Source organism: Tabrizicola sp., assembly GCF_030694085.1.
Classification (GTDB): Bacteria; Pseudomonadota; Alphaproteobacteria; order Rhodobacterales; family Rhodobacteraceae; genus Tabrizicola.
Genome location: NZ_JAUXZE010000056.1, coordinates 268,387 through 282,918 on the forward strand (window position 1 = coordinate 268,387; position 14,532 = coordinate 282,918).

General features: G+C 66.1%; 14 protein-coding genes. 5 read left to right on the forward strand and 9 right to left on the reverse strand.

All coding sequences use genetic code 11. The features are described from left to right. Positions 1 to 6: 6 nt before the first annotated feature. From Q8M85_RS14915 to Q8M85_RS14935, 5 genes are all read right to left on the reverse strand, one after another. Positions 7 to 663 carry an anti-sigma factor domain-containing protein gene (locus tag Q8M85_RS14915; RefSeq protein WP_305546002.1) on the reverse strand — a complete coding sequence of 219 codons (657 nt, stop codon included), beginning with the start codon at positions 661 to 663 and terminating at the stop codon, positions 7 to 9. Beyond that, positions 660 to 1,193: a sigma-70 family RNA polymerase sigma factor gene (locus tag Q8M85_RS14920; protein ID WP_305546004.1), complete on the reverse strand. Its 534-nt coding sequence runs from the start codon at positions 1,191 to 1,193 to the stop codon at positions 660 to 662. Before Q8M85_RS14920 ends, Q8M85_RS14915 begins: the two co-directional genes overlap by 4 nt. A gap of 53 nt (positions 1,194 to 1,246) precedes the next feature. Next, positions 1,247 to 3,283 (reverse strand): ASKHA domain-containing protein, encoded by a 2,037-nt coding sequence (locus tag Q8M85_RS14925; protein ID WP_305546005.1) that lies wholly within the window; start codon positions 3,281 to 3,283, stop codon positions 1,247 to 1,249. A gap of 1 nt (position 3,284) precedes the next feature. Continuing rightward, positions 3,285 to 3,671: a cupin domain-containing protein gene (locus tag Q8M85_RS14930; protein WP_305546006.1), complete on the reverse strand. Its 387-nt coding sequence runs from the start codon at positions 3,669 to 3,671 to the stop codon at positions 3,285 to 3,287. 548 nt (positions 3,672 to 4,219) lie between these two features. Continuing rightward, entirely contained in the window at positions 4,220 to 4,984 is a 765-nt protein-coding gene (locus Q8M85_RS14935; RefSeq protein ID WP_305546007.1) for a helix-turn-helix domain-containing protein, read from the reverse strand. Between the two features lie 126 nt (positions 4,985 to 5,110). Here Q8M85_RS14935 and Q8M85_RS14940 point away from each other — a divergent pair, with 126 nt between their 5' ends. Then, positions 5,111 to 5,533 carry a hypothetical protein gene (locus tag Q8M85_RS14940; protein ID WP_305546009.1) on the forward strand — a complete coding sequence of 141 codons (423 nt, stop codon included), beginning with the start codon at positions 5,111 to 5,113 and terminating at the stop codon, positions 5,531 to 5,533. Here Q8M85_RS14940 and Q8M85_RS14945 read toward each other — a convergent pair. Further along, entirely contained in the window at positions 5,530 to 6,675 is a 1,146-nt protein-coding gene (locus Q8M85_RS14945; protein WP_305546011.1) for a CaiB/BaiF CoA-transferase family protein, read from the reverse strand. The two genes, Q8M85_RS14940 and Q8M85_RS14945, sit on opposite strands and share 4 nt — an antisense overlap. 82 nt (positions 6,676 to 6,757) lie before the next feature. Between Q8M85_RS14945 and Q8M85_RS14950 the strand changes: the two genes are divergently transcribed. Together Q8M85_RS14950 and Q8M85_RS14955 are read left to right on the forward strand one after the other, a co-directional pair. Continuing rightward, positions 6,758 to 8,566 carry an ABC-F family ATP-binding cassette domain-containing protein gene (locus Q8M85_RS14950; RefSeq protein WP_305546013.1) on the forward strand — a complete coding sequence of 603 codons (1,809 nt, stop codon included), beginning with the start codon at positions 6,758 to 6,760 and terminating at the stop codon, positions 8,564 to 8,566. Positions 8,567 to 8,764: 198 nt separating this feature from the next. Next, entirely contained in the window at positions 8,765 to 9,361 is a 597-nt protein-coding gene (locus Q8M85_RS14955; protein ID WP_305546015.1) for an outer membrane protein, read from the forward strand. 170 nt (positions 9,362 to 9,531) lie between these two features. Here Q8M85_RS14955 and Q8M85_RS14960 read toward each other — a convergent pair whose 3' ends face one another. Together Q8M85_RS14960 and Q8M85_RS14965 are read right to left on the reverse strand one after the other, a co-directional pair. Beyond that, positions 9,532 to 10,434, reverse strand: a complete 903-nt coding sequence (locus Q8M85_RS14960) for a TPM domain-containing protein (protein WP_305546017.1) — start codon at positions 10,432 to 10,434, stop codon at positions 9,532 to 9,534. Beyond that, positions 10,431 to 11,813, reverse strand: coding sequence for a pyridoxal-dependent decarboxylase (locus Q8M85_RS14965; protein ID WP_305546019.1), 1,383 nt, complete (start codon positions 11,811 to 11,813; stop codon positions 10,431 to 10,433). The genes Q8M85_RS14960 and Q8M85_RS14965 overlap by 4 nt, the downstream gene beginning before the upstream one ends. A 153-nt stretch (positions 11,814 to 11,966) precedes the next feature. Between Q8M85_RS14965 and Q8M85_RS14970 the strand changes: the two genes are divergently transcribed. Further along, entirely contained in the window at positions 11,967 to 12,587 is a 621-nt protein-coding gene (locus Q8M85_RS14970; protein WP_305546021.1) for a DUF6778 family protein, read from the forward strand. A gap of 10 nt (positions 12,588 to 12,597) precedes the next feature. Here the strand turns inward: Q8M85_RS14970 and Q8M85_RS14975 are convergent, their stop codons facing one another. Beyond that, positions 12,598 to 12,939 carry an MmcQ/YjbR family DNA-binding protein gene (locus Q8M85_RS14975; protein ID WP_305546023.1) on the reverse strand — a complete coding sequence of 114 codons (342 nt, stop codon included), beginning with the start codon at positions 12,937 to 12,939 and terminating at the stop codon, positions 12,598 to 12,600. A gap of 177 nt (positions 12,940 to 13,116) precedes the next feature. Here Q8M85_RS14975 and cysS point away from each other — a divergent pair, with 177 nt between their 5' ends. Further along, positions 13,117 to 14,517, forward strand: a complete 1,401-nt coding sequence (gene cysS, locus Q8M85_RS14980; RefSeq protein WP_305546025.1) for a cysteine--tRNA ligase — start codon at positions 13,117 to 13,119, stop codon at positions 14,515 to 14,517. The last annotated feature ends 15 nt before the right edge of the window (positions 14,518 to 14,532 follow it).

Sequence of the window (14,532 nt, forward strand, 5' to 3'; positions counted from 1 at the left end):
TCGTGATCAGGCGTCCTGGCCGATCTCGGCTGTCAGGATCACCGGGCCGGTCGGCGCACCAGTGGGCGAGCCGCCCTCTGGCTCGATCGAGACGGCCAGGACGACGCCCGCGGGCGGAACCGGATACGAGACGACCAGCGGGCGGTCCTGCAGGAGACCCAGCGAAACCGGGCTTGCGCCGGGGGCGATGACCCAAAGCTCGTGGACCTGGCCGGGGACGGCGGCGACGCCGGCCACGCGGGTCACTTGCAGGCTGCCGCCGAAATGCGTGACCTGGTAGGCCAGCCGGTTGTCGGCGGTGGCAAGCGTGGCAACCGGATCGGGCTGCGGCGGGGCCAGGATGGTGATGCTGACAAGGGCCAAAGATGCCGCAACCAGACCGCCAGAGAGCCAGCCGAAGACCCCGAAGCGTCGGGTGGGGGCGGGTCTGGGGAACAGCCGCGCCTCGATCTTTGGCAACAGGTTCGGGGCAGGGGCCGCGTCAAAGCCGTCGTTCAGGCCGCCAAGCCGCTCTTCCCAATCGGTCACCCGGGCGGCAAAGGCGGCATCACGTTTGATCCGGGCGGCAACTTCGGCACGTTCTGCAGCGTCAAGAACGCCCAGCACAAATTCGGCAGCCAGGGCGTCTTCGGCCTCACGCGGGGTCAGGGGTGCGTCGGTCATTGCTCGAGACACTCCTTCAGTTTCAGAAGGCTGCGCCGAAGCCAGGTCCGCATCGTGTTCAGGGGCACCGCATGGCGCGCGGCCAGGTCAAGATAGGAGAGCCCGTTCAGATAGGCCCCGCGAACCGCGTCGGCCTTGTCGGGGTCCAGCGTGGCAAAGCAGTCGGCCATCCGCCGCGCCTCGCCCTGGGCCACAAGCCGCGTCTCGGCCCGGGGCGCACTGTCCTGCACCGTGTCCAAACCGTCGTCCGACGTGGCTTCGGGCCGCGCGCGCAGCCGGTCGATGGCCAGATTGCGCGCGATGGCGATCAGCCAGGTCATGCCCCGGCCCTTCGCCGGATCATAGCGACCGGCGCGCAACCAGACCCGTGTGTAGACTTCCTGCAAGGCATCCTCCGCCTCAGCGCGTTCTCCCAACATACGCAGGAGAACACCCATGAGTTTCGCAGAGGTCACACGATATAGCTGGCGGAAGGCGTTCCGGTCCGCTGCAGCGCATTTCGTGATCAAATCGGCGACGGGATCGTCCATGTCGGCGACGTTAAGGGTTTTCGCCCGAGGTGCAAGCCTTTCGCGGCAAGGACTTATCCGCGCCGCCGTCGCCGTCCGCCATCCTCGCCGCCCGACTTGGTGTTGAAGTTGACGTCGGGAAGCGTGACCACGGACAAGAGGTTCGGGAAGGCCTCGACCGCATTCGGGATGGCGGAGGCATTGACGAAATGCTCCTGGAAGCGGGGTTCGATGGCGGTCTCGATCTTGTGGATGTCGCGCACCGTCGCCTCGATCTCGGCCCGCGCGGCCCGGTTCAGAAGCGCGATCCGCGCGCCGGTTCCGGCGGCATTGCCCGCGCTGGTGACCTTGTCCAGCGGCACGTCGGGGATCATGCCGAGGACCATCGCGTGCTTGGGGCTGATATGCGCGCCAAAAGCGCCCGCCAGGATGATCCGGTCGACGGTGTCGACCTCGAACTTGTCCATCAAAAGCCGCGCACCGGAATAAAGCGCGGCCTTCGCCATCTGAATCTCGCGGATGTCGCGGTTGGTGACCGTGATCTTCGGTCCCCCTTCGGCGCTGCCGTCATGGACGAGGTAGGAATAGGTCCGCCCGTCCAGGAACAGGCGATCCGACCCGGTCTGTTCGTTCGATCCGATCAGCCCTTGCGCATCGACGATCCCGGCCATCCGCATCTCGGCCACCATCTCGATGATGCCGGACCCGCAGATGCCGGTGATGCCGGTCGTGGCGGTGGCCGCCGCAAAGCTCGGATCGTCGGACCAGAGGTCAGAGCCGATCACCTTGAAGCGCGGTTCTTTCGTCAGGGCGTCGATCTCCACCCGCTCGATGGCACCAGGGGCGGCGCGCTGGCCGCTGGAGATCTGTGCGCCTTCAAACGCCGGGCCAGTGGGTGAGGAACAGGCGAGCACCTTGGTCGTGTTGCCCAGAAGGATTTCGGCATTGGTGCCGACATCGACGACCAGCATCAGGTCCTCGGACTTGTCGGGATTTTCCGACAGCGCCACAGCAGCGGCATCTGCCCCGACATGCCCGGCGATGCAGGGCAGAAGGTAGACCCGCGCCGCCGGATGCATCTGCAGGTCCAGATCGCGCGCGGTCAGGCGGAGCGCGTTCGACGTCGCCAGCGCAAAGGGGGCCTGACCCAGCTCATAAGGGTCGATGCCAAGGAACAGGTGGTGCATCACCGGGTTGCAGACGAAGACCGAATCCATGATCAGCGCGCGGTCCACCTTCGCCTCGTCGCACAGCTGGCCGAAGAGGGTGTTCATCGCCTGGCGCACCGCCGATGTCATCTCGGCCGCGCCAGAAGGGTTCATCATCGAATAGCTGACCCGGCTCATCAGGTCCTCGCCAAAGCGGATCTGCGGGTTCATCAGGCCGGACGACGCCACGACTTCGCCCGTCCGCAGGTCGCACAGATGCCCCGCGATGGTGGTAGAGCCAAGGTCCACCGCGACCCCGTAGATCGAGCCTTCGTAAAGCCCCGGCCAGACCTGCATGATCCGCGGTGTGTCGCTGTCGGACACCTGGTGCAGGGCCACCGTGACCTTCCATTCGCCCTTGCGCAGCGTCGGTTGCAGCGTGGTCAGGATCGGCAGGTCGATGGTGACGTTCTGGAACCCCCATTGATCCTGCAGCGCGTCCGACAGGCGTTCCAGATCGCCCGAGGGGTCGTGCATGTCGGGTTCGGCCACCTCGACGAAATGCAGATGCACGCTGGGGTCCATGCGGATTTCCCGCGCCTCGACCCGCTTGCGCACGACCTGCTTGTGGACCTGGCTTTCGGGCGGCACGTCGATCACCACGTCGCCCATGACCTTGGCCTGACAGCCCAGCCGACGCCCGTCGATCAGGCCGCGGATGCGCTTGTAACGGTCCTCGACCGCGTTCCATTCCGAGAGGGCATCGGCCTCGACCGTGACGCCGTGCTTGGAAAACTCGCCATATCCGGGCGTGATCTGGCATTTGGAACAGATGCCGCGTCCGCCGCAGACGGAATCGAGGTCCACCCCCAACTGCCGCGCCGCTGTCAGGACGGGCGTTCCCAGCGGAAACCGCCCGCGCTTGCCCGAAGGCGTGAAGATCACCAAGGCGTCGTCTGTCATGTCAGGTCTCGTGCAGGAAACTGTAGCGGATGTCGGCAAAGCGGTCGGCGGCAAAGGTGTAGAACCACGTCATCGATGTTCTTGCCAAAGGCACGCCATGCACGGCGCCTCCGGGGATGTAAAGTGCGACTCCGGGGCCAAGGGAATACGGCACCCCGTCGATCATGACCTCGCCCGTGCCCTCCAGGCCAAAGTACACCTCTGGCTCGGAATGGGAATGAAGGGCAAAGGTCTCCCCTGCAGCCAGCATCGCAACCCCACAGACAATGTCCGTCGTCGCGGTCTCGGGGGCCGAGATCAGCGTGCGAAAGCGGATCGTTCCGCGCGCCGGATCATCCCAGCGCTCGTCCGGCAAGGCGGCTGCATCGACACGAGTGGCAGGTGGCATCGGGTTCCTCGGCTGCTCAGGCAGTTGTAGAGCCGCCCGGCGCGCCTGCAATGCTTGGAAACGGCACCCCAAGCAACCAATCCGGCATGGCCGGGTCATTCGCCGGGAGGCGGGTTGGCTGGCGCCCAACGACAGTCGGGCGATGTCGGTATGGACAACGCCAAGGTCCGTCAGGTCGCGGTCATCCAGGCCGGACCCCCGCCGGCCGGCGCGCTCCGCAAAAGCCGGTCCAGCGTGATGAGAACGAGACGACGTCCACCAGGCAGGCTGTGCTTTCGGCCAGTATTCCCGCACCATTGTTCCGGCAACAGTGCTGCAACTCTGCGACAGGTGACGTCCCGGTCGGGACGGCCCGTGCAACCTTGACCGCGCCCCGGGGGGGCATAGGTCCCGCCTGGCATCCCGGGCCAGATGGACGAAATGCCTTTCACATTTGCCCAAATATCCCCGCCGGAGGCGCCGCGAGCGGTTTTGCGTCCTTCACGCAAAACCGCGAGGCAAAGGACTTGCGGCGCAAGCCGCTCAATCTGAAAACCGTCCGCACCCGGCTAGCCGACCAGCCCTTCAAGCGCTGCCCTGGTCTCGGGATCGGCGGGGAACATCAGTTCGATCTTCATGTCCGACAGCGCCACTTCTTCGGCGGCACCGAACTGGGCATAGGTCGAGACCAGCGCCAGCCTGTGGTCGCCCATTCGGTAGACCGTGGGCAGGATCGCCCGGCCGGTTGCGCGGGGCTGGTGCGCAGCGATGGCCGGGTACGCCAGCAGCGCCGCGACGGCCCGGTCCAGTGCCGCGATCCCGCCGGCCCGTGCGCTTTCCGCCTTCAGCCGCAGCGCGGTGTGGTGGCCGACCTCGACCCAGTTCTCGATCAGGCCCGCGAAGACCGCCGGATCGGCCAACGCATCCAGAAGACTGGCCCCCTTGGCAAAGCCTGCGGGACCAAAGAGCCGCTCTGCAGGCGGGTTCAGGGCGACGATCCGCCAAAGCCGGTCAAGGATCAGCGCGGGATAGGGCGCGTGGCGATCGATCATCCAGACCATCGCGGCACGGACCTGGGCCATTTCCTCGGCCTCCAGCGGCAGGACGGGGAACTGCGGCGCGAAACCGGCGGCGGCCAGCAGCCCGTTCTGATCGCCGCGGGGCAGGGCCATCACGCCGGCCAGACGCAGGACCATCCCGCGCGAGGGGCGGGACCGACCGGTCTCCAGAAAGGCCAGGTGACGGGGCGAGACTTCGGCTTCGGACGCAAGGTCCAGCTGGCTCAGCCGCCGGGTCCGGCGCCAGTGCCGCAGGGCGGTGGGAAAATCGTGCATGGTGCCTCCGATGGTTTGGAAGCGCAGTTTAACGCGCGCACCGGGGCAAGACACTTACCTTGCAGGGAATTGGTTCGCTTGCCCCCACACGCTTTTCTGACGGCATCCATGCAAAGGAGAGCGACTATGACATCCGAACAGAAAGGCCTCCGGCTTGCGGCGGGCGTGACGATGCTGACCGGGCTGGCCCTGGCGCTGGCCGCCGTTCCAGCGCTGAATCTGCCGATGCGGCTTCTGGCCGACATCCTGATCTGGCCGCTGGATCAGGCCCAGACGATTGCCTTGCCCGAGACGAGGTTGGCCTTCGCCATCGCAGGCGGGGTCCTGACGGCCTGGGGCCTGATGATCTGGCATCTGGCCGGAGAGCTGCTGCAAAGCGCTCCCAAGCCGGTGCGCGCCATCATACGGACCTCAGTCCTGTGCTGGTTTGTGGTGGACAGCGCAGGGTCAGTTGCGGCAGGGGCCGCGCTGAACATTCTGCCGAACCTGGTGTTTCTGGCGTTGTTCCTGGTGCCGATGCGCGGCGCGCGGGCGACGTTTGCAGCCTAGTCCTGATCCAGCCAGGCCAGGATCGCTGCCCGGTTGCCGTCCAGTCGTGGAGCCGGGGGCAGGGCGGCGACCTCGGGCAGGGTGGACATCTTGATCGGATTGCCGGTGGCGGTGAAGGCGGGCCCACCGGGATGCGGCGTCACCGGCAGCACCATGTTCCGGGCGCGGATCTGCGGATCGGCCAGCACCTCGACCATGTCCTGCACCCGTGCGGTCGGCAGGCCGGCCCGGTCCAGAACCTCCAGCCAATGCACAACGGGCTGGAGCAGGGTCACCGTCTCGATCAGCCGCTTCAAGAGGGCGTGGTTCTCGCAGCGCGCCGCATTGGTTGCAAAGCGGGGATCGGCTGCGATCTGCAGGCCGAGGACCTCGCTGAGCTTGCCGAACATCGCATCGTTCCCGGCCGCGATCACCACGAAGCCGTCAGCGGCGCGAAAGGTGGCGAAGGGAGTGATCGTGGGATGCCGGGCGCCCGTCGGTCCGGGCGCGACCCCAGTGGCCGAGGCGATCGCGACGGCGTGTTCCTGGATCGCCAGCTGTGCGTCCAGCATGGCCACGTCGATGAAGGCGCCCTCACCCGTTCTCTCGCGCTGGAAAAGCGCCGCAAGGATGCCCTGCGCCAGATACATCCCCGCGACGATGTCGCCGATGCTGGCCCCCACCCGGACCGGCGGGCCGCCGCTTTCGCCGGTGATCGACATCACCCCGCCGCGGGCCTGCACCACCATGTCATAGGCAGGCTTCAACGCGTCCGGCCCGGTCTGGCCAAAGCCCGACACCGCCGCATAGACAAGGCGCGGGTGGCGGGCGTGCAGCACCTCCCAGCCATAGCCCAGCCGGCCAATCACGCCGGGACGGTAGTTTTCAACCAGGACATCGGCCCGCGCCACCAGTCGGTCGAAGACGCCTCGGTCGGCCTCGGTCTTCAGGTCCAGCACGATGGACTGCTTGCCTGCGTTCAGTGTGGCGAAATAGGCGCTTTCGCCCTGCACGAACGGCGGGAAGGCGCGGGTGTCGTCACCTGTCCCCGGCCGTTCGACCTTGATCACCCGCGCGCCCAGATCCTGCAGGCCTTGCGTGCAGAAGGGTCCCGCCAGCACATGCGTCAGGTCCAGGATGGTGATGCCGTCGAGGGGTGCCATACGTTTCTCCGTTTTCGTCATCCTGCCACGGGGATCATGACCAGACGTTGACGCCGGTCAAATCCCCCTCTACCTCGCCCGCATGGCACGCGCACCCCTTCTTCAGCTTTCCGGCATCTCGTTGACCTTCGGCGGCAACCCGGTCTTCGATGACCTCTCCCTTACCGTCCAGCCCGGCGACCGCATCGCGCTGGTTGGCCGCAACGGATCTGGCAAGTCCACACTGATGAAGGTGATGGCCGGGCTCGTCGAGGCCGACCGCGGCAACCGGACGGTGCCCCCCGGCGTGACCGTGGGCTACATGGAGCAGGAGCCGGACCTTGGCCGCTTCACGACCCTCGGCGATTTCGCGGCCTCCAACCTGCCCGACGGGATGGACTACCGACTGGCTGTCGTGGCCGAAGGGCTGAAGTTCAATCCCGAAACGCCGGTCGCCACGGCGTCCGGCGGGGAACGCCGCCGCGCCGCGCTGGCGAAACTCCTGGCCGAGGCACCAGAGTTGATGCTTCTGGACGAGCCGACCAACCACCTCGACATCCAGGCGATCGAGTGGCTGGAGGCCGAGTTGTCCACCACGCGCACCGCCTTTGTCCTGATCTCGCACGATCGGGCGTTCCTGCGGGCGCTGTCCAAGACGACGCTCTGGATCGACCGGGGCGAGGTGCGTCGCCGCGAGGCCGGGTTCGACGGCTTCGAGGACTGGCGCGAAACCGTCTGGGCCGAAGAGGACGAGGCCCGCCACAAGCTTGACCGCAAGATCAAGCACGAGGCGAAATGGGCCGTCGAAGGCATCTCGGCCCGCCGCAAGCGCAACCAGGGCCGGGTCCGTGCGCTCCAGGCCTTGCGGGCCGAACGTGGCGCGCAGATCCGGCGGCAGGGGACGGCGGCCTTTGCGCTGGACTCGGGCCCGACCTCGGGCAAGAAGGTGATCGAGGCCGAAGGGCTGACCAAGACCTACGGCGACAAGCTGATCGTCAAGGAGTTCTCGATCCGGGTCCTGCGCGGTGACCGGGTCGCCTTCGTCGGGCCGAACGGAGTCGGAAAGACAACGCTTCTCAAGATGTTGACAGGCGAAGTTCAACCGGATTCAGGCAAGGTATCCCTGGGCACCAACCTGGAAATCGCCGTTTTCGACCAGACGCGAACCCGACTGGACCTGGAGGCAAGCCTTTGGGACAACCTGACGGTCGATCCGCTGATGCGGGTCTCGGGCAGTTCCGATCAGGTGATGGTCCGAGGCACGCCCAAGCATGTCGTGGCCTATCTGAAGGACTTCCTCTTTGCCGAGGCGCAGGCGCGGGCCCCTGTGCGCAGTCTGTCGGGCGGCGAACGGGCGCGGCTCTTGCTGGCAAAGCTGATGGCACAGCCGTCGAATTTGCTGATCCTTGACGAACCGACGAACGATCTTGACGTCGAAACGCTGGACCTTCTGCAGGACATTCTAAGCGAATACGACGGCACCGTGCTGCTGGTCAGCCACGACCGCGATTTCATCGACCGGATAGCGACGGTGACAGTCGCGATGGAGGGTGAGGGCCGGGCGACCGTCTATCCCGGTGGCTGGACTGACTACGTGAGCCAAAGACCTCAACGCATTGAAGAGGCCGCAAAATCCATTGGGCGGGCTTCGGTTGCCGCCGCGCCGAAACCGGCAGAGACCCCCCGCGGCACTGCGCTGTCCTTCACTGAAAGGAAGCGGCTTGACGATCTTCCGGGCGTCATTTCGCGGCTGGAAGCAGAGATTGCCAAGCTGCACGATCTTCTGGCCGATCCCCAGCTCTTTTCCCGCGAGCCGGTGAAGTTCCGCAAGGCAACCGAGGCCCTGGCAGAACGCCAGAAGGCGCTGGACACGGCCGAAGCCGAGTGGCTGGATCTGGCCGACCGCGTCTGACCCCGGTCAACCGGCGGGGGATGGCCGAAACGCCGCCGGTTCCTCGGCTGATCGTCGCCGGCTCCCAACACAGCCCTTCAAGCTGCCGTGAGCAGGCATTGTGCTTTTGCAGCAACATCCCCATTCCCTGTTCCGAGCCGACCGGAACCGTTCCGATCCGTCCGGGGTTGAGGTCGGCCAGAACAAGGAGACAGAAAAATGAAAACTATCGCAGCATTGTTTGCTACCGTTGCCCTGACCGCCCCCGCCTTTGCAGGTGGCCCGGTCGCCGTCGCTGACGAGCCGATGATCGTCCCCGCGACCGAGGTTTATGCCGCCCCGGGCCTGGACTGGACCGGCGGTTATGTCGGTGCGCAGCTGGGTTATGGCGATGTCGATTCCAGCACGGGTGCCCTGGAAGGCTACGGCTGGCTGGGCGGCGTCCATGCGGGCTACCGCTGGGACATGGGCAACTGGGTCGCGGGCACCGAACTGTCCTATGACACCGCCTCGATCGATCTTGGCGCTGATGCCGGCACGCTGGACGACGTGATGGCGCTCAAGCTGACTGCCGGCCGCGAGATCGGCAACAGCCTGGTCTACGGTGCGCTGGGTGTGGCCCAGGCCAACGCCACTGTTGGCACGGCCGAGCTGAGCGACAACGGCCTCGTGTATGGCGTAGGCTTCGACTATGCCCTGACCGAACGGGTAACCGTCGGCGGCGAGGTGCTGCAGCACCAGTTCGACGACTTCGACGGGTCGGGCGTGGATCTTGATGCCACCACGCTGAAGGCCAAGGTCGCGCTTCGCTTCTAATCCCTTGTCGGCACGGCTGTCAGCCGTGCCGACAGTTCTTTTCAGGGCGAAGACCGCAGGAAAAACCAGCGATCTTCGCCCTGATTGCGTTCATGACGGACCGTCGATGCGGCCCCAGAGCTCGGACGCGCCCAATGGTGGAAGAAACGTCGCGGAAGGGACTGAAGACGCTACCATTTTCCGCTTGCTCCGCCGCCCGAGGATCGTCCGCCGCCGAAGCCGCGACTGTCCCCGGAAGAGCTGCTGCCGCTGCCCCGGCTGGATAGGCCACGGCTCTGGCGGCCTTCGCGGCTGGACCAGGAAACCGGATAGGACTTGTGGTCGTTGAACCCGCAATTCGAACAGGTCAGGTGCTGCATGCCCACGCCCGCGTCGCTGCGGCTTGGCGGCTGGATGACCTCGCGTGAGCGATCAAGTGTCAGGGCGCCGCAGTTTGGACAGGTCCGCCGTTTGCGCCGGTTGCGCCAGATCCCGAAGCCGCCAAGTGCAGCGACGGCACCGACGCCCAGCACGCCGGTCAGGGCCTCCGAGCCACTGTCCGGCGTCGCGAACCCGTCGGTGACCGAGACGGGGGCGCCGACCAGGAAGGGTTCGATCAACCGCTCCCGCGCCGAGATGACGCCCGCCTCGATTCCCTCGGCATAGTTGCCCGCGCGCAAGGGTGGCAGTACGGCCGTCGACAGCACCCGCGCCGCGCGGCCGTCATAGACCGGGTCATAGCCCGCGCCAAGTGCGATCCGCGCCTCGCGCGCTTCGGTGTCCAGAAGCAGCATGATGCCGTCGTTCCGCTCGGTCGTGCCGACGCCCCAGGCGTTGAACAGCGTCTTGCCGTAATCTTCCATCCGCAGGCCCGCGCCACCCTGAGAGGCGATGCCGGGAACCGTGACCACGACCATCTGGACCCCGGTCGTGTCGCGCAGCTCGACCAGAAGGCGCGTGATGCGCCCCTCGGCCGTTGCGTCAAGCACATCGGAGAAGTCGGATAAAGTATCGCTTTGCGGCTGGGGCAGGTCCTGCGCCAGAACGGGAGAGGCAAACACCAGGGCAATCGCAAGGGTACGGAGGAACATCATGCAAGCATTTCTAGAACTGTAGTTGTGATCAGCATGACATCTTCCTCGCGGCAGTCAAATGATCCGACCTGCACCCGGATCGCGAAGCGGCCATCGACGCGGGTCTGGGTCAGGTAGATCCGGCCATCGTCGTTGATCCGCTGCAAAAGCGCCTCGGTGGCCTGGTCCGTCGCCAGGGCAAAGCTGAACAGCGACAGCCGCGGCTCGGTCACGATCTGGACCCCCGGCAGCGCCGCCAGCTGGTCACGCGCCACCTGCGCCCAGGCGACATGGTTACGGATACGCGCCCGCAACCCCTCCAGCCCATAGGCGCGCAGCACGAACCACAGTTTCAGCGCCCGGAACCGGCGGCCAAGGGGGACCGTCCATTCGTTGAAGTTGACAATCTCTTCGCGCCCCGCCGTCTCGAGATAGGTCGGCCGCAGCCCCAGAGTGCGCACCTGGGCACCGGGGTCGCGCAAGAGCTGGACGGAACAGTCGAACTGCGCGCCCAACCATTTGTGCGGGTTGAAGACGACCGAATCAGCGCCTTCGATCCCGGCCCAGAGAGCCCGGAACTCGGGGCAGATCATCGCCGATCCCGCCCAGGCCGCATCGACATGGACCGGCACGCCTTCCGCCTGCGCGACGGCAATGCACGCGCCGATCCGGTCGAAGGCCCCGACACTGGTGCCGCCCGCGCACAGAATCACGCCCGCCGGCACCAGCCCCGCTGCCCGGTCCGCCGTGATGGCCGCCTGCAGCGCCGGTCCGGTCATCGCCCGGTCGGCATCGGTCGCAACCTTGACCAGGTTTCGCTGCCCGATCCCGGCAACCCGGATCGCCTTGTCCACCGAAGAATGAGTCTCGGCGCTGGCATAGAAGCGCAAGGTCGGCGCGCCCGACAGCCCGTCCTCCAGCCCGTGCCACCCCAGTGCTTTCTCGCGCATCGTCAGCACAGCCGAAAGCGTCGCGTTGGTCGCCGAATCGTGGATCGTGCCGACAAAGTCCTCGGGCATACCGACCGCCTGGCGCAGCCAGTCGACCATCACCTGCTCGATCTCTGTGGCAGCAGGAGAGGTCTGCCAGATCAGCGCATTGCAGGCCATCGCGTTGACCAGCTGCTCGGCCAGCATGGACGCCGGGGCCGCGTTGGCGGGGAAATAGGCGAAGAAACGGGGGTGCTGCCAATGGGTCATGCCATCCGGCACGATGCTTTCGAAATCGGCCCAGATCGCCTCCATCGGCTCGGCCGACTCGGGTGGGGCAGGGGCCAGCTGCCGCGCCACGGCCCCGGGCACCAGCGGCGCGCGCACCGGCCGGTCGCGCAGACCCGCGTGGTAATCCGCCGCCCAGTCTGCTGCCCGCTTCGACCAGTGCCGCAAGCCTTCATGGTCCATCTTCAACCCCCTGTTGCAGCGCCCTGAAAGCATGTCGTCCGAAATTCGGCAAGCTTCCACCCTCATGCCGACACGCAAGCTCCTTTTTCCGGCCATCACCATTGGTTAAGGTCCCGGTCGTACAATTCCCACGCCAAGGCTTCGTGAGGTCCCATGTCCCTGTCCCGCCGTGCCGCCCTTCTGGGCTTTTCCAGCCTGCTTCTGTCGGCCTGCGTCGGTCCGGGCAGCAGCTTTCGCACCGAATACACCCCGGTCCCGCCGGTGCTGGCCTCCAGCTGGCGCCTGGCCGAAGTGCAGGTCACCGTTCCCCGCAGCCTGAAAGTCTCCGAGGCCAAGACCTACCTTCCCGCAGCCGACATCGTCTGGCGCGAAGACCCGATGGGCGACCGCTATGACCAGGTCGGCAAGATCATCCAGGACGCCGTCCTGCGCGGCGCCCGGGGCCTGTCCGGCTCGCGGCCCGTCATCATCGCGGTGACCGTGACCCGGTTCCATGCCCTTACCTTCGAGGCCGAGCAGCGGTTCGAAAACGCCGGCGTCCACAACATCAAGTTCACGGCCCAGGTGGTCGATGCCCGCACGGGTGAGGTTCTGGTGCCGCCAACTGCGATCCGGGCTGAACTTCCGGCCCCCTCGGGCAAGACGATGCGCGAAGCGCGGCGCAAGGGGCAAAGCCAGAAGTCGATGATCACGGCCCATGTCGCCAAGACCGTGGCGGGCTGGCTGGGCCTTGGCCCGGACGTGCGGGGCAGCTTCAGCCGCCAGGGGAACTGACACGGGTGGCTCACCCAAGCGCGGCCTGCACCTTCCGGGGCAGACCCGCCCGGATCAGCGCATAAGAGGTGGCGATCCGCTCGCGCAGCTCGTCATCCGGCACCTGTCCGAAACGGATGCGCACCCAGGAGGCGTGCAGGTAGGGCGCCCGGATCGCCCGGCCCGTCTCGATCAGAAGCCGGGCCGTTTCCACATGGTCGGTCTTTATCGATACGCCATCGCCCAACTGGCCGATGATGGCGAACATCTTGCCGCCGACTTTCCAGCAATCATGGTCGGGACCGAAAGGCTGGCTGACCTCGGACCCTGGAAAGCGGGCGCAGAAGGCGTTGACGAAGGCGCGGTCCTGCATGCGGAATTCCCTTGGCGGCGCGGGGGTGGGTGATGTATGCCTCGCACCCATGACGACATTGCGCAACATCCGCATCTGCTGCATTACCCGCTGACTTCGGTCGCGCGGGCGCTTCGTCATTCCCCTTCGGATTGAAAAGCCACCCCGCGCGGGCTGCCGCGCTTAGGGACGACTGACATGGTGACGATCCGCCTGACCAATTCGAAGACGCGCCGGAAAGAGGATTTTCGGCCGATCGAGCCGTCCAATGTGCGGATGTATGTCTGCGGCCCCACCGTCTATGACCGCGCGCATCTGGGAAATGCCCGGCCTGTCGTGGTGTTTGACACGCTTTACCGGCTGCTGCGCCACGTCTACGGTCAGGGACATGTGACCTATGTCCGCAACTTCACCGACGTCGACGACAAGATCAACGCCGAGGCGCTGCGCCGCCAGAAGGCGGGATCGCCGGGGACGCTGGAGGACCTGATCCACCAGCGGACCGAGGAAACGATCGCCTGGTATCATGCCGACATGGACGCGTTGGGGGCGCTGCGCCCGAGCCACGAGCCACGCGCGACGGAGTACATCGGCCAGATGATCGCGATGACCCAGGGGTTGATCGACACGGGCCACGCCTATGCCGTGGAGGGGCATGTCCTTTTCCGCGTCCGGTCCTACTCGGACTACGGCAAGCTGTCGGGCCGGTCCGTGGACGACATGATCGCGGGCGCGCGGGTCGAGGTCGCACCCTTCAAGGAAGACCCGATGGACTTCGTGTTGTGGAAGCCATCGTCAGGTGAGGAGCCGGGTTGGGAAAGCCCCTGGGGCAAGGGGCGTCCGGGCTGGCATATTGAGTGCTCGGCAATGGCGCATGAGCTGCTGGGCGAAAGCTTCGACATCCACGGTGGCGGGCTGGACCTGCAGTTCCCGCACCACGAAAACGAAATCGCGCAGAGCGTTGGTGCCTGTGGCGGCGAGTTCGTGCGCACCTGGATGCACAACGGCTTCCTGAACATCGACGACACGAAGATGTCCAAGTCGCTGGGCAACTTCTTCACCATCGCCGACGTGTTGAAGAAGTTCGATGGCGAATCGGTGCGGCTGTTCATGCTGCGCACGCATTACCGCAGCCCCTTCAATTTCAGCGACACGCTGCTCGAAGAAGCACGCAGTGCGCTGAAGCGCCTGTACACGGCGCTGGATGCCGCCGGCCCGGTGCCCGACCTGGCGGCCATCGACTGGGCAGAGCCGCGTGCCGCCGCCTTCAAGGCCGCGATGGACGACGACTTCAACACCCCAGGCGCGCTGGCTGTGCTGTTCGATCTGGTGGGCGACGTCAACCGCGGTCAGACGGCCGATGCTGCCCTGTTGAAAGCACTGGCGGGCACGCTTGGTTTGCTGCAGGCACAACCCAAGGCCTATCTGCAAGGCGGCAGCTCGGTCGACGAAAACTTCGTGCAGTCGCGCATCGACGCGCGCACGGCCGCCAAGCAGGCGCGCAACTTCGCTGCCGCCGATGGCATCCGCGCCGAACTGGCCGCACTGGGCATCGAACTCAAGGACCGGCCGCAGGGCACCACCTGGGTCCGCGCCTGAAACCCATGCCCAAGT